At 62.5% G+C, this 18,919-nt stretch carries 15 protein-coding genes; 7 read left to right on the forward strand and 8 right to left on the reverse strand.

All coding sequences use genetic code 11. The features are described 5' to 3' along the window. Positions 1-27 precede the first annotated feature (27 nt). The 5 genes from Aeroheme_RS05535 to Aeroheme_RS05555 all read right to left on the reverse strand — a co-directional run bounded on the left by Aeroheme_RS05535 (position 28) and on the right by Aeroheme_RS05555 (position 5,524). A complete protein-coding gene (locus tag Aeroheme_RS05535) occupies positions 28-2,151 on the reverse strand; it encodes an alpha-amylase (protein ID WP_411166838.1) in 2,124 nt (707 codons plus the stop codon). A 202-nt stretch (positions 2,152-2,353) separates the two neighbouring features. Then, on the reverse strand, positions 2,354-3,520 hold the full coding sequence (locus tag Aeroheme_RS05540) for a membrane protein (protein WP_025327879.1): 1,167 nt from the start codon (positions 3,518-3,520) through the stop codon (positions 2,354-2,356). Further along, entirely contained in the window at positions 3,520-3,891 is a 372-nt protein-coding gene (locus tag Aeroheme_RS05545; protein ID WP_005324511.1) for a GtrA family protein, read from the reverse strand. The genes Aeroheme_RS05540 and Aeroheme_RS05545 overlap by 1 nt, the downstream gene beginning before the upstream one ends. Continuing rightward, the gene (locus Aeroheme_RS05550; RefSeq protein ID WP_411166839.1) at positions 3,888-4,925 is read right to left on the reverse strand and encodes a glycosyltransferase family 2 protein; all 1,038 of its coding nucleotides are present in this window, start codon (positions 4,923-4,925) and stop codon (positions 3,888-3,890) included. The genes Aeroheme_RS05545 and Aeroheme_RS05550 overlap by 4 nt, the downstream gene beginning before the upstream one ends. Before the next feature lie 53 nt (positions 4,926-4,978). Beyond that, positions 4,979-5,524, reverse strand: a complete 546-nt coding sequence (locus Aeroheme_RS05555; RefSeq protein ID WP_025327877.1) for a hypothetical protein — start codon at positions 5,522-5,524, stop codon at positions 4,979-4,981. A 310-nt stretch (positions 5,525-5,834) separates the two neighbouring features. Between Aeroheme_RS05555 and Aeroheme_RS05560 the strand changes: the two genes are divergently transcribed. From Aeroheme_RS05560 to Aeroheme_RS05575, 4 genes are all read left to right on the forward strand, one after another. Beyond that, positions 5,835-6,602 (forward strand): substrate-binding periplasmic protein, encoded by a 768-nt coding sequence (locus tag Aeroheme_RS05560; RefSeq protein WP_408752559.1) that lies wholly within the window; start codon positions 5,835-5,837, stop codon positions 6,600-6,602. Between the two features lie 91 nt (positions 6,603-6,693). Continuing rightward, positions 6,694-8,175 (forward strand): murein L,D-transpeptidase, encoded by a 1,482-nt coding sequence (locus tag Aeroheme_RS05565; RefSeq protein WP_106886099.1) that lies wholly within the window; start codon positions 6,694-6,696, stop codon positions 8,173-8,175. A gap of 148 nt (positions 8,176-8,323) precedes the next feature. After that, a complete protein-coding gene (locus Aeroheme_RS05570) occupies positions 8,324-8,869 on the forward strand; it encodes a YcbK family protein (RefSeq protein WP_139746296.1) in 546 nt (181 codons plus the stop codon). Between the two features lie 61 nt (positions 8,870-8,930). Beyond that, entirely contained in the window at positions 8,931-9,182 is a 252-nt protein-coding gene (locus Aeroheme_RS05575) for a DUF3862 domain-containing protein (RefSeq protein WP_205641252.1), read from the forward strand. A gap of 93 nt (positions 9,183-9,275) precedes the next feature. Here the strand turns inward: Aeroheme_RS05575 and Aeroheme_RS05580 are convergent, their stop codons facing one another. Then, positions 9,276-9,890 carry a trimeric intracellular cation channel family protein gene (locus Aeroheme_RS05580; protein ID WP_025327872.1) on the reverse strand — a complete coding sequence of 205 codons (615 nt, stop codon included), beginning with the start codon at positions 9,888-9,890 and terminating at the stop codon, positions 9,276-9,278. 134 nt (positions 9,891-10,024) lie between these two features. After that, positions 10,025-10,789, reverse strand: coding sequence for a sulfate transporter CysZ (gene cysZ / locus Aeroheme_RS05585; protein WP_234676441.1), 765 nt, complete (start codon positions 10,787-10,789; stop codon positions 10,025-10,027). A 110-nt stretch (positions 10,790-10,899) separates the two neighbouring features. Between cysZ and Aeroheme_RS05590 the strand changes: the two genes are divergently transcribed. The 3 genes from Aeroheme_RS05590 (at position 10,900) to ligA (ending at position 17,515) form a co-directional block, all read left to right on the forward strand. After that, positions 10,900-14,274 (forward strand): AAA family ATPase, encoded by a 3,375-nt coding sequence (locus Aeroheme_RS05590; protein WP_411166840.1) that lies wholly within the window; start codon positions 10,900-10,902, stop codon positions 14,272-14,274. A gap of 15 nt (positions 14,275-14,289) precedes the next feature. Then, complete coding sequence (zipA, locus tag Aeroheme_RS05595) at positions 14,290-15,417, forward strand: cell division protein ZipA (RefSeq protein WP_106886104.1); 1,128 nt, start codon at positions 14,290-14,292, stop codon at positions 15,415-15,417. 91 nt (positions 15,418-15,508) lie between these two features. After that, on the forward strand, positions 15,509-17,515 hold the full coding sequence (gene ligA, locus Aeroheme_RS05600) for an NAD-dependent DNA ligase LigA (protein ID WP_411166841.1): 2,007 nt from the start codon (positions 15,509-15,511) through the stop codon (positions 17,513-17,515). Positions 17,516-17,574: 59 nt separating this feature from the next. Here ligA and Aeroheme_RS05605 read toward each other — a convergent pair whose 3' ends face one another. Then, on the reverse strand, positions 17,575-18,549 hold the full coding sequence (locus tag Aeroheme_RS05605) for an ABC transporter substrate-binding protein (protein WP_106886106.1): 975 nt from the start codon (positions 18,547-18,549) through the stop codon (positions 17,575-17,577). Positions 18,550-18,919: the final 370 nt, after the last annotated feature.

The raw sequence follows: 18,919 nt of genomic DNA on the forward strand, positions 1-18,919 counted from the left end.
CCTCTCGTTTGTCTGGTGCGGGACCTGTTATGGCTGCCGGCCGGCGAACACCACCACCACCTTGTCCTCCCCCTTCTCTCGCACGAAGCTGTAGGGGGCATCCGAGAGTTTCTGGTGGCTGCCTGCCGCCACCGCCGGATGGGCGGCGCGGAACTGGCCTAGCCTTTGCCAGTGCTTGACCAGCTCGGCCTTCTCGCCGCTCCCCAGCTCCTGCCAGTTCATGTCGGATCGCACGCTCTGATCGAACACGCCGCCATCCTTGGCCAGCCCCCGGCCAGACTCGTCCCCGTAGTAGAGCTGTATGCCCCCCGGCAGCAGCATGAAGCTGTTGGCGACTCTGCGTTGCAGCGGCACGTCCTGATAGTCGCCAAAGAACAGCTTGGTGTCGTGGGAGCTGATGTAGCTCAGCACATTGAACTCGGGATCCTGGTTGATGCGGCTGGCGTAGCTGGCATAGGTCGGCTCGGCGCCGGCCATGCACTGGGCCTGGGGCAGGGCGAACTCCCGCTGATAGTCGAAGTTGATCAGGGAATCGAAGCCGTTCTGGTACCAGAAATCCTTGGCGACCCCGTGATCCCACACCTCGCCCACCATGTAGAAGGGCAGATCGTCGAGGGCCTTGCCCGGGTTGGCGGCCTTCCACTCCTTGAGCGCGGCCGTGCCCGCCTGCTTGAGGCGGGCCCACACCGCGGGCTCCAGGTGCTTGACGGTGTCGGCACGGAAGCCGTCGATGCCGAAGCGGCGCACCCAGTCGGTGTGCCAGGCGATGAGGTAATCGCTCACCGTGGCGTTGGGCAGCGCCTTGGCCCGGGTATCCTGCTTGGCGGCGAGCAGAGGGGGCAGGCCCACCGGCTTGGTGGACTCGGTCAGGAAGTCCGGCAGCCCCGCCACCGAGCCGGTGACGTCGTCGGTACCGGGTTGCGGGTAGCCGGGCAGGCCGGCACGCACCCAGTCAGGGCCCCACCATTTGCTCCACTCGCTCGATTGGTAGTCGATAAACTGGTTGTAGCCATGCCAGTTGAGGCCACCGCTCGGGCGCCACTGGTTCCAGGTGGTCGGCAACTTGCCGCTGTTCTGGGTGAGGTCGGTGAGCCCCAGATCCTGCAAGTCGGCGAGGGTGGCATAGCCTGCATGGTTCATCACCACGTCCAGGATGATCCGCATGCCGCGCTTGTGGGCCTCGTCCATCAGAGTTCTCAGGCTCTCCTCGTCGCCGTAGTTGGGATCAATTTTGGTGAAGTCCAGCGCCCAGTAGCCGTGGTAGGCGTAGAAGGGGAAGTTGCCCTGCTCGCCACCGCCGATGAAGCCGTGCACCTGCTCCACCATGGGGGTGATCCAGATGGCGTTCATGCCGAGGCTCTTGATGTAGTCGAGCTTCTCGGTCAGCCCCTTGAAGTCGCCACCGTGCCAGGTGGCGACCTCGTCCTGACCATCCTTCTGGCGGCCGAAGCTGTGATCGTTGGCGGGATCGCCGTTGTGGAAGCGGTCGGTCAGCAGGAAATAGACGCTCGCCTGATCCCAGCTGAAGGGAGCCGCCTTGGCCGCCTTGACCGGTTCGAGCAGCAGCAGGCCGCCACTCTCCTTGCTCGGGGTCAGGGTCAGCTTGCCCTGTGTGACCACGGCCTCCTGCCTGGAGTAGGCATCCCGAAGCCGGGTGCCGTCGGGCCAGACTCCTTTCAGCGATACCGTCACCGGGCCACCATCCCAGGCGATACAGGGCTCTGTCGGGGGCTGGCGTTTGAACTCGCTCTTCTTGGTCGCCCGCAGCACCTTGAGGCTGGGGGTATCCGGGTTGAAGGTGAACTCGTAGTCCCCCGCCAGCATCACCCTCAGGTTGAAGCTGGCCCCCTTGCTGCACTTGTCCATGGGCTGGGCGGTACCGAAGGGGAGCGGCCTGGCCTCAGGTGGACCGAAGCTGGTGCCGCAGCTGTTGCCCGCATCGGCGATGCGGATCTGGTGGCTGCCCTTGTCCAGCTTGTGGGTCAGGGTGATGGTGCCCTTGTCCAGCGTCAGCGCCTCGGCCACCGGTTTGCCATCCACATAGAGATGCACCTCGGGGGCGGCCAGCGCCTGACCGACGAACAGTGGCGTGGCCAGCAGGGCGAGCCACAGGGAGGAGGGGCGGAGATCGAAACGAGGCGAGGGACGCATAGGCCATTCCTTGAGCTGAGTGGGGTCCGTTGAGGCACTCATTCTAGGGGGCGCAGGGCCGGGGTTGGACCGGTAAAACACCGATTTGTGACGTCAGTTCAAATGGTTACGTTTTCAAGAATGGAAAAGTGTGAAGCGGGTGTCGCGGCCATAAAAAATGCCGGTCGATGGACCGGCATGTTCAGGTGGTGCTGTTCGTTCGTCAGACGGTAAAGAACTTGAAGTTGACGAAGGCCACCGCGATGAAGGAGGCGACCATGCCGCTGATGCAGAGCACCGCAGGGCGGATGGCGGGCCAGCGATGGGCCAGCAAGATGATGGCCAGCAGGGTCGGGTAGAGGCCGAACATGTAGCGCGGCATGGCGTTGAGCCCTGTCATCAGCGGTATGGTGCAGCAGATGAACATCAGGGTCGCCTCGGCCCAGCGCTTCTGGCTGAACAGGTAGCCGTTCAGGCACCAGCCGAAGATCACCATGATGGAGAGGTAGGCCTTGCGACCGCCCAGCTCGAAGCCGCTCAGCCACCAGTCCAGGGGGCTGTCCATGTAGCGGCCCCAGGCGACCTGGATGTGCTTGAAGGCGAGCGCATCCCCGGTCAGGTGATAGAGGTAGACCATGTAGGAGAAGAGGCCGAGGGGGATGAGCCAGAGGGTGAACACCACCTTGAAGGCCCGCTCGGTGAAGCGGAAGAACTCGCGCCAGCCATAGGCCTGCAGCGCCAGGATCAGCACGGGGAACACCATCATGACCCCCAGGTTGCGGGTCCCGGAGATGAAGATGCCGAGGAAGGCGACCATCAGCCACTGCTCGCGGTAGGCGAACAGGAACATGCCCAGCATCAGCGCCATGAACATGGGTTCCGTGTAGCCGGAGACGAAGTAGGCGGAGAAGGGGGAGAAGGCCAGCAGCCAGACCCCGAAACGGGCTGTCTCATCCCCCAGCTTGAGCTGGCGCAGCACCAGCAGCATCAGCGGCAGGCTGATGAAGAAGGCGATGTTGGCCACCAGCATCAGGCCGATCAGGCTCTCCATGTTGAGCAGGCTGGAGAGCCCGCCGGCGAGCATGGGGTAGAGCGGCATGAAGGCCCAGTTCGCCGCGTTGCCCTTGCTCAGCCAGCGCGGGTAGAGGTCGTAGCCGTTCTCTATGATGCGCTGGAACCAGACGCAGTCGAACTGGCAGTAGGCTTGCAGAGGGCCAATGTCGGGGGCGCCGTAGAGCTGGACACCGAAATAGCCCATGCCGTACAGGGCCACCCGGCTCAGTACGAAGGCGGCGATGATCATCAGCCAGTCGCGGCTGCTGATGCGCAGTGACGGGCGATAGGGGAGTGCATCCCCGGCGAGGGGAGGAGTATTGGTCATGTCATTCATCAGGCAAAAACCCAGACGCGAGAGAGTATGTAGGTGAGTACGGTAACGGTCAGGGTGGCAATCACCACCGGCAGCAGTCCGGAGAGACCCGCAAACAGCAGGCCGCTCAGGATGAGGTTACGCACCGCCAGGGAGAAGAGGGCGACCAGCAGAAACTTGCTGGCGGCACCTTGCTTCTGGAAGGTGATGTAGCGATGGCCGAAAAACGAGAACCAGAACGCGATGGCAAAGGCCAGGGTCGTGACCAGATGTTCCGAGATGGCGGGCCAGGTGTGGAACAGGGCGATGGAGGTGCCCAGATCGACGAGGGTGGCACCCCCGCCGACAAAACCGAAGCGAACCAGCCGCCAGAATTCCTCGCGGGAGATCATTGGGACGCCGGCTCCTGCTTGTCCGCATCCTGCGCCTCTTCACTTTGGGTTGCCGCCACATCCGGCTGCTTGCCCGCGTCCTGCTGGGCATACTGGCCGTAGATCCCCTCGATGAGGTAGACGGGGCGCTGCTTCACTTCCACGAACATGCGACCTATGTACTCGCCTATGATGCCCAGCGACAGCAGCTGAATGCCGCCGAGGAACAGCATCACCGACATCAGGGAGGCGTAGCCCGGCACGTCGATGCCGAAGAAGAGCACCTGGGTGATGATCTTGAGGATATAGAGGAAGGCGATGAAGGAGACACCGACCCCCACGTAGCTCCAGACCCGCAGCGGCCAGCTGGAGAAGCTCATCAGGCCGTCGAGGGCGAAGTTCCACAGCTTCCAGTAGTTGAACTTGGTCTCGCCAGCGTGGCGGGCGGGACGCTCGTAGGGGACACCGACAGCACGGAAACCGGCCCAGGCGAAGAGCCCCTTCATGAAGCGGTTGCGCTCCGGCAGTTGCTTGAGGGCCTCGACCACCTTGCGATCGATGAGTCGGAAGTCACCGGCGTTCTCCGGCAGCTTGGTGCTGGTGGAGAGGGCGTTGAAGAAGCGGTAGAAGCCGCCGGCGGTGAGGCGCTTCATCGGGGTGTCGGCGCTGCGATCGACCCGGATGCCGTAGACGGTGTCGTAGTCACCTGTCTGCCACAGCTTGACGAACTCCAGGATGAGGGAGGGGGGATCTTGCAGATCCACGTCCATGGGGACCATGGCATCGCCCTTGGCCTGATGCAGGCCTGCGGTCATGGCCGCTTCCTTGCCGAAGTTGCGGGCCAGGTTGACCAGGGTCACGCGCGGGTCGCGGGCGATGGCCTGCTCGACCACTTCGCGGGTACGGTCGCGGCTGCCGTCGTTGACGAACACGATTTCAAGCCGGTCTTTGAGGGGGGCCAGTTCGGCATCTATCGCGCTGATGAAGGCGTCTATGCTCTCTTCCTCGTTGTAAACGGGCACGACCAGAGAGAGTCGAAAATCGGCACGGGACATGGGAACTTCCTTATTGAAAGAATTATTTTATAAGACTGCTGGGATCTTCAGCTTCACTGAGCGACGGTCAGACGTACCGACTGGACGTTGAGCGGTGTCGGAGCGGAGAGCGCCAGGAAGTTGGGATGCTTGGGATCGGCCGTCAGGGAGTCGCCCGGCAGGTTGAGCCGGATCTCGTTGATGCCTGCCTTGGCCAGCTTGACCGTGGTAGTGAAATCATGACCCAGGGCCACCTTGAGCAGGGTGCCTGCTTCCGGGCTGTTGATCCTGGCCTGGATGGTGAGCTGCTCAGGTTGCGCCTGCTGCTTGGGCAGCACGAAATAGAGGCCTCCCTTGCCACTGAGCTGGGTGCCTTCGGCACTGGGCTTCTTGGCCCAGCCTTCGCTCGAGAGGAAGCGGCTCGGTTTGGTCAGGTTGAGCTCGTTGCCCGGCTGGTAAGTCATGCTGGAGTTGTGCTCCCAGAAGCGGGTCTTGCCTTCCAGGTAATAGAGCTTGTAAGCCAGGCTCACGTTGGGGTGAGCGGCCAGGTAGAGGGTGTAAAGGTAAAAACCGCTCAATGCCAGTATGGCAGCCAGAAAACCGAACTTTTTGTAGGTCATATTACTCACTCGACGCCCGACGGATAGGTAGGCTGGATTCGCGCATATGCTAATCCAATTGCAAAAAAAGCATAGTGGATCACAAAAATAAATTTGCTCACATATTAACCCCCAATGCCCCTGCAGACCAAGGGACTTTGGGGTCGTGCGCATCCTGCCTTTGCGGTGGGCTTGCAGCGTGGCCTGGGGCCCTGTCCTGCCCATGGCTTCATCAGGCAAATGGCTGATATTGCGCATTGCTGTGGCAGGATCTGTCGCCATTTCGCTTCGGCAGAATTAAGATGGGCCGTCCCGCCGTCAAGGATGACTCATGAGACTGCTCGTTCTGTGCCTGCTCTGCTGCTTGCCCCTCCACTCGCTGTTGGCCCAACCGCTCTGTACTGCTCCCCTGCGCGTCGGTTTCGACGACTGGCCCCCTTATCACTATTACCAGCAGGAGAACGGCCACCGGGAGCTGCGCGGCTTCGCGGTCGACTATCTCAACGCCGTCTCGGCCAGGCTGGGCTGTCGTCTCGTCTATCTGGAGCGTCCCTGGAAGCGGGGGCTGCACGATCTGGAGCAGGGCCGGCTGGACATCGCCATGGAAGCCTATTTCGTTGAAGACAGGGCGCGCTATGCCTGGTTCTCCAACGCCTACAACCCGGGGCGCACGGCACTCTGGGTGCGCAAGTCCGGTGACAAGGGGGAGCAGGATCTGGCGAGCTGGCTGGCCAGGGGCAACAGGCTGGGGGTGACCAGGGACTACAACTATGGCCCCGAGATAGCCCGTCTGCTGCAGCGCTACCGCGCCCAGGTGAGCGAGGTCAATGACGTGCAAAACTATCGCAAGCTGCAACTGGGACGGATAGACGGATTTCTTGGGGATATTCTGGCCACCCCCTGGGGTCTGAAGAGAGAGGGGCTGGCAGAGGAGGTCGTCCCCCATATCATGGGGGTCTATGAGACGCCGACCTTCTTCATGCTGAGCAAGAAGACCTTGTCGGGGGAGTTTGTGCGGCGTTTCAACCAGGCGCTCGAGGCCGTTGGCAAGAGCGAGGAGCATGCGCTCATCTGGCGCCGTTACCTGCCCGCCCGCTAGCAAAGTCGCCAGCATTCACGCATCATGGGCACCTGACCGTGGCGCCTGACAGGCCGAAGTGAACCGATATGAGGTAAGCGTGGTAAGAAGCATGGGTAAGAAGTATTGGTTGGCATTGGCAAACCTGATCTGGCTGGGCTGCTGGCCGGCGGGCATGGTCCACGCCAGCACAGAACAGATGGTGGTGGCCAGTCCCAGCATCCAGCATGACTGGTATCAGAACAGCACCGCAGAGCAGGCGCGCCATGAGCTCGAACTGCAGCTGCAGGAGGCGGTGCTTGCCCAGCTGCACCCGGATTTCTACCGGCTCTGGCAGCAGTTGCAGAAGACCCCGGCCGACAGGCGTGGTGCCCTCTATGACGAAGCCTTCGGCAAGCTGGCGCGTTTCCAGCAAGCCTGGCGCGCCATGGACCTGGTCGCCCGCGAGCAGATGCAGACCCTCAAGCTGGACCTGACCAAGCCCCTGGCCCACGAGCCCTTGGGTGACAACCTGCTGGATCAGGTCAAGCAGCTCAGGCCCCAGGTCGCCGAATACGAGGCCGTGCGCGACGAAGTGCGCAAGCTGCTGGCCATGCCCATGGCCAAGCATTGGCCGACCCTGGACATGCCGACCCTGCGAGCCGGGGAGAGCGCCACCGAGCTGGGGCAGATCCGCTCCATCCTCAACGAGTTGGGGGATGGTGCCCCCACCCATCAGGACAGCCTCTACGACGCGGACACCGAGCAGGCCATCAAGCAGTTCCAGCGCCGCCACGGCCTGACCGCAGACGGCATCATAGGTCGCCAGACCCGCTCCTGGCTCAATACCGGGCCGCAAGTGCGTGCCAGCCTGCTGCTGCGCAACCTGTGGCGACGGGATCTGGTGGATCACCTCGCCGGTCGCTATGTGCTGGTCAACATCCCGGATTACCGCCTGAGCGTGGTGGAGTCCGGCAGCGAGGTCTTCACCAGTCGGGTCATCGTCGGCAAGGAGCAGCGGGCCACCCCCATCCTCGCCAGCGAAATTCGTTCCATAGTGCTCAACCCCGCCTGGCATGTGCCGCGCTCCATCCTGAGCAAGGACATTCTGCCCAAGCTGGGTCGGGATCCCGCCTATCTGGACCGCGAGCAGTTCGAGGTGATCGACGGCGAGGGCAACCCGGTGCAGTTCAGCGAGGATGGCTGGCACCATGCGCTGGCGTCCGGCTTCCCTTATCGGTTGCGGCAAAAGCCGGGGGATCACAATGCCCTGGGGCGCTACAAGTTCTATCTGCCGAACAACGACGCCATCTACCTGCACTCGACGCCGCGCAAGGCCCTGTTCGAGCAGGGGGCGCGCGCCTTCAGCTCCGGCTGCATCCGGGTCGAGCACGCGGACGATCTGGCCGAGCTGCTGCTCGCGGACTCCCGCTATCAGCCGGACAAGGTCGCCAGCATATTGAAAGAGACCCAGACCAAGTGGCTGCCGTTGACCACCCCTATCCCTGTCTTCACCGTCTACTGGAGCAGCTGGATCGACGAAGAGGGGCGCCAGCAACTGCGCAATGACATTTACGGATTCGATCGAGTGAGCTTCCAGAGCCGCTTGCTGTGATCCCCGCCACAGAGTGAAGAGCCCGGCTCATGCCGGGCTTTTTCATGGGCGCTTGCGGTTTGACATGACTTTTACGGGCGGGTAGTTTCGGCCTCTGTATCATTTTCATTCACCACTGTTACTTCACTCTGGAATGGACGGACAACGGATGCTGGAACAAGAGATAAGCCGACGCCGTCTGCTGCTGGGGGCCGGTTGCCTGATGGGGGCCAGCCTGCTGTCGTTCCCGGCCGCGGCTAGCCGCAGCACGACAGGGCGTGAACTCAGCTTCTTCAACCTCAATACCGGCGAGCGGGTCAACGCCAGCTATTGGGAGAATGGCCGTTATCTGAACGATGGCCTGGCGGAGCTCAACCATATCTTCCGCGACTATCGCCGCAACGAAGTGTTCAACATCGACAGGAAGCTGTTCGATCAACTGTTTCTGCTGCAGCACAAGCTGGGCCGCAAGGGGGAAATTCAGCTCATCTCGGGCTATCGCTCCCCGGCCACCAATCGCCAGAAGCGCCAGCGCAGCCGTGGGGTCGCCAAACACAGCTACCACACCCTGGGGCAGGCGGTGGATGTGCGCATCCCCGGCGTGCAGCTGGCGCACCTGCGCAAGGCGGCCCTGAACCTCAAGGTCGGCGGCGTGGGTTACTACCCCTCCGACAACTTCGTTCACCTCGATACCGGGCCGGTACGGAGCTGGTAACGGGTTGGCACAGGGTGGCCCCGAGCTGCTAGGCTCTGGACACTATCCAGAGGAGAGACAGATGAAGCATATTTTGCTTGGCGGGCTGATCGCCCTGCTGCTGACCGGGTGCAGCAAGCTGAACCGGGAAAACTACGACAAGCTGAAGATGGGGATCAGCTATGCCGAGGCGAGCGCCATCTTGGGCAAGGCGGAGCGTTGCGACGATGCGCTCGGCACCACCAGTTGTGTCTGGGGCGGGGACGGCAAGAACATCAAGATCCGTTTCATCGCCGACAAGGCCACCTTCTTCAGTTCGGAAGGGATCAACTGAGTCAGTTTTTCACTGTCATCAGCAACAAAAAAGCGCCATCTGGCGCTTTTTTGTTGCGTGCAATCCAGCCAATCTGGCCAGAAACTGGCGCGCTCAATGGGTGGCGTACTGGTAATTGAAGGTGGGGAGTCCCCACTTGAAGCGCACCGCCAGCAGCCGCAGTACGAAGCCGATGCCGATGGCCCCGAAGGCGGCCCAGTCATTGGGCAGGCCCTGATCCAGTGCGAAGCAGTAGAGGGCGGCCGTCACCAGGGAGACGGCGGCGTAGAGCTCGCGCTTGAACACCAGCGGGATGCGCTGGCACAGGAGATCCCGCAGCACGCCGCCAAAGACGCCTGTCACCACCGCCATGATGCAGGCGATGCCGGCCCCGTGTCCCATCTCGAGCGCCCGGGCGGCGCCAAAGATGGAGAAGACCACCAACCCCAGGGCATCGAGCGCCAGGAACAGCTTGCCGAGATAGCGCATCAGCGGGGCAGAGATGACCCCCACCATGGCAGCCCCCGCTACCAGCACCACGTATTCGGGGTGCTCCACCCAGAGCAGGGGATAGTGGCCCAGCAGTACATCCCGGATGGTACCTCCCCCTATGGCCGTCGCCGAGGCGATGATGACGACACCAAACAGATCCATCCGCCGCCGGCCCGCCGCCAGCGCGCCAGTCATCCCTTCGGCCACCAGGCCGAGCAAGAAGAGTGCATGTAACATGAGTTATCCCAGGGTGCGAGAAAGGCCCGCATCCTAACAAGCCTGGTCTGGCACGACAAGCACTCTCACCTTTGCATTAGATTAAGTAATGAAAAGGGGGCCTGTGCCCCCGTTTTTGGTTATGGCTGCGTGGCTCAGCGGCGGAGCTGCTCGCTGCGATACTGATCCACCCACATGGCGGTGGCGCCACAGATGGCCACCGGCATCACGAACAGATTGACCACGGGAATGGCGGAGAAGAGGGTGACCAGGGCACCGAAGCTCAGGCACTTGCCGCGGCGCTGCTTCAAGGCATCGCGCATGGTGATGAAGTCGATCTTGTGGTTGTCGAACGGGTAGTCCACATACTGGATCGCCATCATCCAGGCGCTGAACAGGAACCAGAGCACGGGAGCCAGGGTCTGGCCCACCACCGGAATGAGGAACAGGATCAGGCAGCCGATGGCCTTGGGCAGATAGTACTTCAGCTTGGTCCATTCGCGGCTGAAGGTGCGCGGCACGTCCTTGACCACATCCAGCATGCCGGTGTCGCTCACCGCCTCGCCGGTGAGGATCTGCTCCACCTTCTCCGCCAGCAGGCCGTTGAAGGGGGCCGCTATCCAGTTGATCACCGAGCTGAAGATGAAAGAGAACACCACCAGTATGGTGATGAGGGCGATGGGCCACAGCAGGTAGTCGAGCCAGGAGAGCCAGGCCGGGATCTGCTGGTGCAGCCAGGCGAACAGGCCGTCGAGTTGCAGCAACAGGGCATAGAAGGCGCCGGCGAACAGCACGAAGTTGACCAGCAAGGGGATAAGCACGAAGGTGCGGATGCCCGGCTGGCGGATGAGGGAGAAGCCGCGCAGGAAGTAGTCTGCACCGCTGACCGAATCTTTGACCATGTGAGGAGATTGGCTCATCTGAGATCCATCAATGAAGGGGTAGGGTGCCAGCATATTACAAACAAGCCTCCAATTTGGTAAAGTCGCCTGCCCGCCTCCTCTTTATTTCGCTACCCACATAGGCCGCCATGCGTCTGAAACTGATCAAACTCGCCGGCTTCAAGTCGTTCGTCGAGCCGACCCGCATCGAACTGTCGGCCGACATGACCGCCGTGGTGGGCCCCAACGGCTGTGGCAAATCCAACGTCATCGACGCCGTGCGCTGGGTGCTGGGGGAGAGCTCGGCCCGCCACCTGCGCGGCGAGAACATGACGGACGTCATCTTCAACGGCTCCATCAACCGCAGTCCCCATGGCCGTGCCTCGGTGGAGCTGGTGTTCGACAATCCCCACAACCGGATGCCCGGTGAATTTGGCCGTTATACCGAGATCTCGGTGCGCCGCGAGGTGTTGCGAGACGGCTCCAACCACTACCAGATCAACGGCCAGAAGTGCCGCCGCAAGGACGTGACCGATCTCTTCCTCGGCACCGGCCTGGGCCCGCGCAGCTACGCCATCATAGAGCAGGGCACCGTCAGCCGGCTGGTGGAGTCGCGCCCGGCGGACCTCAAGCTCTTCATGGAGGAGGCGGCGGGGGTCTCCCGCTACAAGGAGCGGCGCCGGGAGACGGAGCAGCGCATCCGCCACACCCAGGAGAACCTGGAGCGCCTCGGCGACATTCGTGGCGAGCTGGGCTCCCGCCTCGAGCACCTCAAATCCCAGGCCGAAACCGCCGAGCGCTACAAGCAGCTCAAGGGCCGCTCGCGCGCCGCAAGGGCCGAACTCATCGGCTCCGAGCTGTGGGCGCTGGAGACCCGCCTCGGCGAGGCCAAGAGCGAGCTGGTCCAGGCCGAGCAGGCGCTGGCGGCGCTCGATGCCAAGCGTACCCAGGATGAGGGGCGCCACGTCACCCTGTCGGTGGCCCGCCAGGAGGCCCAGGCCGAGCAGGCGAGTCGCCAGCAGCAGATCTTCCTCGGCGGCCAGGCCATCGCCCGCCTCGAGCAACAGCAGCTTCACCAGACCGAGCTCGGTCGCGACTGGCAGGTGCGGCGTCAGGCCCTCGGCGAGCGCATCGACGGCATCAAGGCCCAGCTGGCCAGCCAGCAGGAGCAGCAGGCCGAGGGCGTCCTCCAGGGAGAGGTGGAGTCGGCGCGCCTCGAGCAGTGTGAGCAGTTACTCGCCGATCAGCAGGCCGTTCGCCTCGCGGCCGGCGAGCGGCTGGAGCTGGCCCGCCAACGCCAGCAGCAGTGGCAGCAGCAGCTCGGCCAGGCACAGGGCAGGCTCAACCAGACCCGCACCCAGGTGAATGGCCTGCAGGAGCTGCAGGCCAAGACCCGGCTGGCGCGACTCAAGCTGGCGGATGAACAGGCCGGCCCCCTCGGCGGGGAAGGTGAGAGTCTGCAACCCGCGCTGGATGCCCTGTCGGCCGAGCTGGCGCTCTCCCGGGCCCGCCACGGGGAGCTGGAGGCGCAATGGCAGGCCAGCGTGGCCAGCCACGAGGCTCTCAAGGGAGAGCGGGATCGGCAGGGCGGCCTGCTGCGCGAGCTCGGCGCCCGCCTCACCACTCTTAATCAGATGCTGGGGGAGCAGATGCTGGGCGCCACCCTGGCGGATCGGCTGCAGGTCGCCCCCGAGTGGGCCCAGGCGCTGGACAAGGTGCTCGGGCGCTGGCTCACCGCCCAGCCGGGGGACCAATGCAACCTCGAGCAGGGCGGGCTCTGGATAGGCCCGGCACACCCTGCGGTGCCCGGCACCCTGGCGGCCCGGCTCGAGGGGGATCACATCCCCGCCTTCCTCAACGTCATCTGGCTGGCCGATGACAGGGAAGCTGCCTTGGCCCGCCAGTCATCCCTCTTGGCCGGTGAGTCTGTGCTGACCCCGGCGGGGGAGTGGTTTGGCCCGAACTGGGCCGATCTCGGCCAGGGTGGCGCCCTCGGCACCCTGGCGCTGCTCGGTGAACGTGAGCGGTTACACACCGAACTGACCGCAGGGGAGCAGGCGCTGGTTCGGCTGGATGCCCAGTTGAAGGCAGCAGATGCCGATCGTGCCCATTTGCACAGCGCCTGTGAGGCGAGCCAGCGCACCCTGCGCGAGCAGGAGCAGCAATGGCAGCAACTGCGGGAAGCCTGGAGCCTGCAGCAGGGTCAGCGTCAGGAGCGGCTGCTGCGCCTCGGCCAGCTTGGGGAAGAGTTGATCCGGCTGGACAAGGAGCAGGCCGAGGAGGCCGAGCGACTGGCTGCGGCCCAGCAGCGGCTCGAGCTGGAAGAGGCGCACCTTGCCGAGCTGCAGGAGCAAGGAGAGCCCCTTGCCGAGGCACTCTTGCTGGCCCAGGAAGGGGTCACAGGTGCCGAGCGGGCGCTGGAGGAGGCGCGTGCGCGCCGGGAGCAGCAGCAGGCCAGCTGCCAGCGCTGGCAACTGGCGCAGCAAAATCTGGCGCAGTTCATCGCCCTGCGCGAGCAGGAGCTGGCCCGGCTCGGGCTGGAACTGGCCGAGCTCAAGGGACCGGACGCCCAGGCGGTGCAGGACATCTCGCCCCTGCTGGCGGAGCAACGCAACCTGGAGGCGCAGCAGCTGGCCTGCCATCAGCGGCTCGCCGAGCTAGAGCGTCAGCTGACCGAGCTGGAGCAAGCCAGAAGCGCCGACCACAAGCAGCTGGTGACCCTGCAGGAGAAGCTGGCTCAGCTCAGACTGGAGCGGGAGCGCAACCTGACTCGGCGACAGGGGCTGCACGAGCAGTTCGAAGAGCTGGGAGTGCGCCTGGTGGATCTCGATCAGGCCGTGCTGATCGCCGCCGATCGCGGCAAGTTGCGCCAGGAGATCCAGACCCTGGAGACACAGGTGGAGGCACTTGGCGCCATCAACCTGGCGGCGCTGGAGGAGTATGAAGAGGCGAAAACCCGCGCAAGCTACCTGGAAAACCAGTGCCAGGATCTGGAGCAGGCGCTGGAAACCTTGAGCCAAGCCATTAAAAGAATTGATAAAGAAACACAAATACGCTTCCGCGACACTTTCGATAAGGTCAACGAAGATTTAAAATCCCTGTTCCCGAAAGTGTTCGGGGGGGGCAGTGCCTGGCTTGAGCTGACCTCGGACGATCTTTTGGAAGCCGGAGTGAGCATCATGGCAAGACCTCCGGGCAAGAAGAATGCTACCATTGCCCTGCTTTCCGGGGGGGAGAAGGCGCTAACCGCCCTTGCGCTGGTTTTTGCCATCTTCAGACTCAATCCAGCACCCTTCTGTCTGCTGGATGAGGTGGATGCACCGCTCGATGAAGTGAACGTGGGTCGCTTCTGTTCTCTTGTCAAAGAGATGTCGAGCACAGTACAGTTCGTTTACATCAGTCATAATAAGGTCTCCATGGAGATGGCCGAGCAGCTGATAGGCGTCACGATGCAAGAGCCCGGGGTTTCTCGCATCGTGTCGGTTGACATCGGTGAAGCCGTCGCTTTGGCTGAGCAAAACTAGAAAGAGAAGCAGCTAATGCAGGAATTGCGTTACATCTTGGTTGCCCTGGGCGGTATTGCCATTGCGGCATTGCTCATTCACGGGTTGTGGAGCAACAGAAAGAACCGTCAGGCACCGATCAAGGAAAAACCCCTGGGTCGGATGGAATCCAAGTCACGGGATCGTGACAGCGATGCGTTTGACAGCGATGGCATTGGCCAGGTGCGCGTGGTCAGCGGCGGCCGTCGTGCCGAGCCCAAGCTGCGCAGCGACGAGGCCCATCAGCCGGAACCCCGCCGTGCCGCCACAGTGCCCGCCTTCGATGACGACGAGGATGACGAGCTGCCGCCGCCCGTGGTTCGCAAGCCAGCCCCTCGTCCGGTGACGCCGCCGCCCGTCTATGAAGAAGAAGACGAGTATGAGGAGCCGAGCGCCGAGCCTGTCGAAGAGGTGCCTGCCGCGCCGGTACGCAAGCCTGCCCAGGTGATCCGCCGTACCCCGGTGCACCGCTCCCGCCCCCAGCGCGAACCCATGATGCAGCCATTGGACGACGAGCCGCTGGTGGAGCCGGCTTACGCCCAGGCGCCGACCTTCGGTGCCCGCGAGCCCGCGCCGCAGCAGCAAGCCCGCTATGCCCAGCCCGTGTCTGCGTATGAAGAGCCCGATTATGATGACGAGCCCGCCTACGAAGAGCCGGTCCAGGTGGCCGAGCCCGTCCAGGAGCTGCCGCCGGTCGAGAAGATCTGGCAGGACGTCTATGTCATCAACCTGATGGCCCGTCCTGGCCACGATCTGCAAGGGGCTACCCTGCTCTCCTCCCTGCTGGCGCTGGGCTTCAAGTTTGGCGAGATGGATATCTTCCACCGCCATGAAGATCTCAACGGCAAGGGTGAAGTGCTCTTCTCCATGATCAACATGGTCAAGCCGGGTACCTTCAACCCCTATCGCATGGAGCAGTTCAGCACCCCGGGTGTGTCCCTCTTCATGCAACTGCCCCTGCGCAGCAACGCGGCCTTTGCGTTCGAGCACATGTTGCAGGCGGCGGATCAGCTGGCGAGCGATCTCGATGCCATGCTGACCGATGCCTCGCGCAGCCCGCTGAGCGACGACGACATTGCCCGTTATCGCCATGAGCTGGCGGCCTACGAGGCCAGCCGCGACTAAGGCAGCCTGCGGTCGATTGAGAATAACAATGCGGTACCCAGGTACCGCATTTTTGTTTGTGTATCTGTTAACTAAATTACGAGATATACCAATGAGTAATACGTATTCCCGTCATCGTGAGTTAAGCCGACGGCTTACTCTTTATGGTTATCAATACCATACGCTCAACGAACCAACGATCCCTGATATTGAATATGATCGTCTAATGCGAGAGCTAATTGATATAGAAAGACAACAACCAGCTCTGCGAACTTCTATGTCACCGAGCCAGCGTGTTGGTAGTCCCCCATCGACGGAATTCCGACAAGTTCAGCATGAAATCCCTATGCTTAGCTTGGATAATGTTTTTAATAATGAAGATCTTGCTGACTTTGTCCATCGAATTGAAGGACGTTTACGGTCTAGTCGTGAGTTAACATTCTGTTGTGAACCTAAGTTGGATGGGCTTGCGGTTAGTCTGCTCTATGAGAATGGGATACTGGTTCAGGCTGCGACTCGTGGGGATGGACGAGTTGGGGAGAACATTACTGATAATGTGAGAACGATTAGATCTGTTCCCTTGGCTCTCCAGGGGGAGGATTGGCCTCAACGTTTGGAAGTTCGTGGTGAAGCTTTCATGAAAAAGAAGGACTTCAATGATCTGAACGAACGGGCTTTAGCTACAGGTGAGAAAGTTTTTGCTAACCCACGTAATGCTGCAGCTGGCAGTCTAAGACAATTGGATTCTCGTATTACATCTCGTCGCCGTTTGAGCTTCTACGCCTATGGCGTGGGTGTGGGCGGCGACGAGCTGGGGAACTCCCACTTCGCTCGCCTCAACCAGCTCAAGGCCTGGGGGTTGCCGCTCAGTCCCGAGGTGAAGCTCAAGGAGGGGGCGGCCGGTTGCCAGGCCTTCCACGACGACATCCTGGCCCGCCGCAGCGAGCTGCCCTACGAGATCGATGGCGTGGTTTACAAGGTGGACGACATAGCACTGCAGCAGGAGCTGGGCTTCGTGGCCCGGGCCCCTCGCTGGGCCACGGCTCACAAGTTCCCGGCAGAAGAGGAGATGACCCTGCTGGAGAACGTCGAGTTCCAGGTGGGCCGTACCGGCGCCGTGACCCCGGTGGCCAAGCTTAAACCGGTGTTTGTCGGCGGCGTCACCGTCTCCAATGCCACCCTGCACAATGCCGACGAGATTGAACGCCTCGGCGTCATGATCGGCGACACCGTGATAGTGCGCCGGGCGGGGGATGTGATCCCGCAGATAGTGGCCGTGGTAGAGGCCCAGCGCCCCACGGATGCTCGCGCGATCCTCTTCCCCACCCAGTGCCCTGTGTGCGGCTCGGCGGTGGAGCGGCTGGATGGGGAGGCGGTGACCCGCTGCTCCGGCGGCCTGTTTTGCGAGGCCCAGCGCAAGGAGGCGATCAAGCACTTCGCCGCTCGCCGCGCCATGGATGTGGATGGCCTCGGTGACAAGATAGTGGAGCAGCTGGTGGACAAGGGGCTGGTGAAGACACCGGCGGATCTGTTCAGCCTCAACCCCATCCAGCTGGCGGGTCTCGAGCGGATGGGGCAAAAATCTGCCCTCAATCTGGTGGCGGCCATCGACAAGGCCCGCAGCACCACCTTGCCCCGCTTCCTGTTTGCCTTGGGCATTCGCGAGGTGGGGGAGGCGACCGCCCTCAATCTCGCCAACCACTTCCTCACCCTGGATGCCCTGCGTGCCGCCTCGGTGGAGCAGTTGCTCGAGGTGGCCGACGTGGGCGACATAGTGGCCAAGCATGTCTACTACTTCCTGCGCCAGCCTCACAACATCGAAGTGCTGGAGGCCCTGCTGGCGGCCGGTATCCACTGGCCGGCCATCGAGAAGAAGGAGGCAAGCGATCAGCCCTTCGCCGGCAAGACCTTCGTGCTGACCGGTACCCTCACCACCCTGTCGCGCAACGATGCCAAGGCGGCGCTGCAGGCCCTGGGGGCCAAGGTGGCGGGCTCGGTGTCGGCCAAGACGGATGTGCTGGTGGCAGGGGAAGCCGCCGGCTCCAAGCTTGCCAAGGCGCAGGAGCTCGGCATCACCGTCTGGACCGAAGCCGAGTTGCAGGCGGCACTCCAGCCCTGAGTCGGCAGGCGCACAATAAAACAGACCCGGCCATCTGGCCGGGTCTGTCGTTTTCGGGCTCAGTCGACATAGGTTACCCGCCCCTGCCATCTTGATGGTGCCTCAAGCTGCCAGCGTGCCAGCTCGCTCTTGCTGAACAGGTATTCGCCACGCTGGGCGGCGCGGGGTGAAAGAGCCTGTGGCGCCGTGCCCGCCAGTATGGCATTGGCCAGCTCGGCCGCCTTCTCCCCCTGGGTGTGGCCATCGAGCACCAGGCCGCCTATGGTGCGGTGCGGCCCCACTGCAAACTCCCAGAAACCGAACAGGGGCACAGGGCTGTTGGCGCTGGTCCAGGCCAGCACCTGCTGCTCGCTCACATGGAGCCCCTGCTCGTCCGTGAGGGTGTGATAGAGGCCGAGGAAGATAGCTTCATAGCCGTTCTGCCGACTGGCGAGCACCACCTCCTGCCAGCGCCGGTAGTCATCGATCTGCTGGTTGTTGACCCTGGTCTGGCCGACCCGCTGCTCGTCGGGGGTCGTGAACTCATCCTCGATGGCGGTGCGCGACACCTCGCTCGCATCGAACAGCACCAGCGCCTTGCCCAGCCCCCCCATCAGCTGGCTCATCTCGCTGATGTTGCGCTTGAGCAGGGGCCGCTCCAGCACGCCTGTGATCTGGGGATGGCCGACCAGTCCCTTGGGGCGCGGGTTTTCGTTCATGCCGAGAAACACCACAGGGGTGCCCAGGGCGGCGATGGGGCGGGCGAGAGCGTTGATGGCGTTGTCATCGCCGAGCACCACCAGGGCAGGTTTACGCGCCTGATAGGCCGCCATCCCCTGGCTGACGAGCTGCTCCCGGGTCTGGTGAGGCTGACGCTTGGTATCCAGGTAGAAGTGGCTGATGTGATGCTCGCCCTTGAGGTGCTTCTTCAGGCCGGCGCTGTAGCTCTGATCCCACAGATTGGCCTGATGGTAGCTGCTGATCACCAGGATCTCTGCGGCCATCAACTGGAGCGGGAAAAGGGCTAGCAGGAGCAACACCTTGGTCACGTTCATCTTCCATTGGCAGGACACTGCACCCATTATGTGCGTTCCGGCTCCTTGATGTCTTAGTCAATTGTTGTCAGATGGTGCCATTCTTTCTTGGCACCCCTCATCGGGCGCCAGCCCGCACCCCGTCTGGGATGCACAGAAATAGCCTCTTTTGGAGCTGGTTGTGAACTGCGCCACTCCTTCCAAAACCTGTCCTGGATCAAGAAACGGGCAATCGCTTTGGGGCCTAATAGCTACCACATATAGGGGTTAGCATAATAAAAATACCCATATATAGTGTTATCAAGCTGTGCATAAGTCGTCTTCCTCTCAGCGTCAGCCCGGGCCTCTCAGGCCTCGGCTGAATGCATGTGCGCCGGGGATTGGGTGTGGA

The sequence above is a fragment of the Aeromonas sp. DSM 116730 genome, from assembly GCF_046581335.1.
GTDB lineage: Bacteria > Pseudomonadota > Gammaproteobacteria > Enterobacterales > Aeromonadaceae > Aeromonas > Aeromonas rivipollensis.

What these genes read in the sequence shown, in the direction of transcription:
- Aeroheme_RS05535 (WP_411166838.1), bottom strand. Translation starts at nt 2,151, where the DNA reads ATGCGTCCCTCGCCTCGTTTCGATCTCCGCCCCTCCTCCCTGTGGCTC.
- Aeroheme_RS05540 (WP_025327879.1), bottom strand. Translation starts at nt 3,520, where the DNA reads ATGAATGACATGACCAATACTCCTCCCCTCGCCGGGGATGCACTCCCC.
- Aeroheme_RS05545 (WP_005324511.1), bottom strand. Translation starts at nt 3,891, where the DNA reads ATGATCTCCCGCGAGGAATTCTGGCGGCTGGTTCGCTTCGGTTTTGTC.
- Aeroheme_RS05550 (WP_411166839.1), bottom strand. Translation starts at nt 4,925, where the DNA reads ATGTCCCGTGCCGATTTTCGACTCTCTCTGGTCGTGCCCGTTTACAAC.
- Aeroheme_RS05555 (WP_025327877.1), bottom strand. Translation starts at nt 5,524, where the DNA reads ATGACCTACAAAAAGTTCGGTTTTCTGGCTGCCATACTGGCATTGAGC.
- Aeroheme_RS05560 (WP_408752559.1), top strand. Translation starts at nt 5,835, where the DNA reads ATGAGACTGCTCGTTCTGTGCCTGCTCTGCTGCTTGCCCCTCCACTCG.
- Aeroheme_RS05565 (WP_106886099.1), top strand. Translation starts at nt 6,694, where the DNA reads ATGGGTAAGAAGTATTGGTTGGCATTGGCAAACCTGATCTGGCTGGGC.
- Aeroheme_RS05570 (WP_139746296.1), top strand. Translation starts at nt 8,324, where the DNA reads ATGCTGGAACAAGAGATAAGCCGACGCCGTCTGCTGCTGGGGGCCGGT.
- Aeroheme_RS05575 (WP_205641252.1), top strand. Translation starts at nt 8,931, where the DNA reads ATGAAGCATATTTTGCTTGGCGGGCTGATCGCCCTGCTGCTGACCGGG.
- Aeroheme_RS05580 (WP_025327872.1), bottom strand. Translation starts at nt 9,890, where the DNA reads ATGTTACATGCACTCTTCTTGCTCGGCCTGGTGGCCGAAGGGATGACT.
- cysZ (WP_234676441.1), bottom strand. Translation starts at nt 10,789, where the DNA reads ATGAGCCAATCTCCTCACATGGTCAAAGATTCGGTCAGCGGTGCAGAC.
- Aeroheme_RS05590 (WP_411166840.1), top strand. Translation starts at nt 10,900, where the DNA reads ATGCGTCTGAAACTGATCAAACTCGCCGGCTTCAAGTCGTTCGTCGAG.
- zipA (WP_106886104.1), top strand. Translation starts at nt 14,290, where the DNA reads ATGCAGGAATTGCGTTACATCTTGGTTGCCCTGGGCGGTATTGCCATT.
- ligA (WP_411166841.1), top strand. Translation starts at nt 15,509, where the DNA reads ATGAGTAATACGTATTCCCGTCATCGTGAGTTAAGCCGACGGCTTACT.
- Aeroheme_RS05605 (WP_106886106.1), bottom strand. Translation starts at nt 18,549, where the DNA reads ATGAACGTGACCAAGGTGTTGCTCCTGCTAGCCCTTTTCCCGCTCCAG.